We start from the raw sequence: 1,453 nt of genomic DNA, 5'->3' as shown, positions 1-1,453 counted from the left end.
TTTTATCTCAATTCGTAAAGTTTCTACTTTAGTACTTTGCTCTTTTCGAGCTATTCAACTTCTGCCGGTTATAAACCACTTTGGCGTTGTATGGTTAAGCCTCACGGGTAATTAGTACAGGTTAGCTTAATGGCTCACACCACTTCCACATCCTGCCTATCAACGTTGTAGTCTTCAACGGCCCTTCAGTTAACTCAAGTTAAAGTGAGAACTCATCTCGAGGCTCGCTTCCCGCTTAGATGCTTTCAGCGGTTATCGATTCCGAACGTAGCTACCGGGCAATGCAATTGGCATCACAACCCGAACACCAGCGGTTCGTCCACCCCGGTCCTCTCGTACTAGGAGCAGCCCCTCTCAATTCTCAAACGCCCACGGCAGATAGGGACCGAACTGTCTCACGACGTTCTAAACCCAGCTCGCGTACCACTTTAAATGGCGAACAGCCATACCCTTGGGACCGACTTCAGCCCCAGGATGTGATGAGCCGACATCGAGGTGCCAAACACCGCCGTCGATATGAACTCTTGGGCGGTATCAGCCTGTTATCCCCGGAGTACCTTTTATCCGTTGAGCGATGGCCCTTCCATTCAGAACCACCGGATCACTATGACCTACTTTCGTACCTGCTCGACGTGTCTGTCTCGCAGTTAAGCTTGCTTCTACCATTACACTAACCGTACGATGTCCGACCGTACTTAGCAAACCTTCGTGCTCCTCCGTTACTCTTTGGGAGGAGACCGCCCCAGTCAAACTACCCACCAGGCACTGTCCACAACCCCGATTCAGGGGCCTATGTTAGAACATCAACACTACAAGGGTGGTATTTCAAGGACGGCTCCACACAATCTAGCGACTGTGCTTCAAAGCCTCCCACCTATCCTACACATGTAGGGTCAATGTTCAGTGCCAAGCTGTAGTAAAGGTTCACGGGGTCTTTCCGTCTAGCCGCGGGTACACAGCATCTTCACTGCGATTTCAATTTCACTGAGTCTCGGGTGGAGACAGCGTGGCCATGGTTACACCATTCGTGCAGGTCGGAACTTACCCGACAAGGAATTTCGCTACCTTAGGACCGTTATAGTTACGGCCGCCGTTTACCGGGGCTTCGATCAAGAGCTTCGCCGAAGCTAACCCCATCAATTAACCTTCCGGCACCGGGCAGGTGTCACACCCTATACGTCTTCTTTCGAATTTGCAGAGTGCTGTGTTTTTAATAAACAGTCCCAGCCACCTAGTCACTGCGACTCCCGTCCGCTTAGAGAGCAAGTCTCATCACAGATAGGAGCGTACCTTCTCCCGAAGTTACGGTACAATTTTGCCTAGTTCCTTCACCCGAGTTCTCTCAAGCGCCTTAGTATTCTCTACCTGACCACCTGTGTCGGTTTGGGGTACGATTCGAAATAATCTGAAGCTTAGAGGCTTTTCCTGGAAGTATGGCATCAACAACTTCCAC

Annotated in this window: 1 rRNA gene; it reads right to left on the bottom strand. The window is 50.6% G+C overall.

The window, feature by feature from the left end:
* Positions 1-90 precede the first annotated feature (90 nt).
* Positions 91-1,453: ribosomal RNA gene (locus tag C2M30_RS06985) — 23S ribosomal RNA — on the bottom strand; the annotation flags it as partial.

The organism is Pseudoalteromonas sp. T1lg24 (assembly GCF_002964745.1).
Taxonomy (GTDB): Bacteria; Pseudomonadota; Gammaproteobacteria; order Enterobacterales; family Alteromonadaceae; genus Pseudoalteromonas; species Pseudoalteromonas spongiae.
The sequence above is the reverse complement of the archived record's forward strand: the minus strand, read 5'-3'. Positions and strand labels throughout refer to the sequence as shown.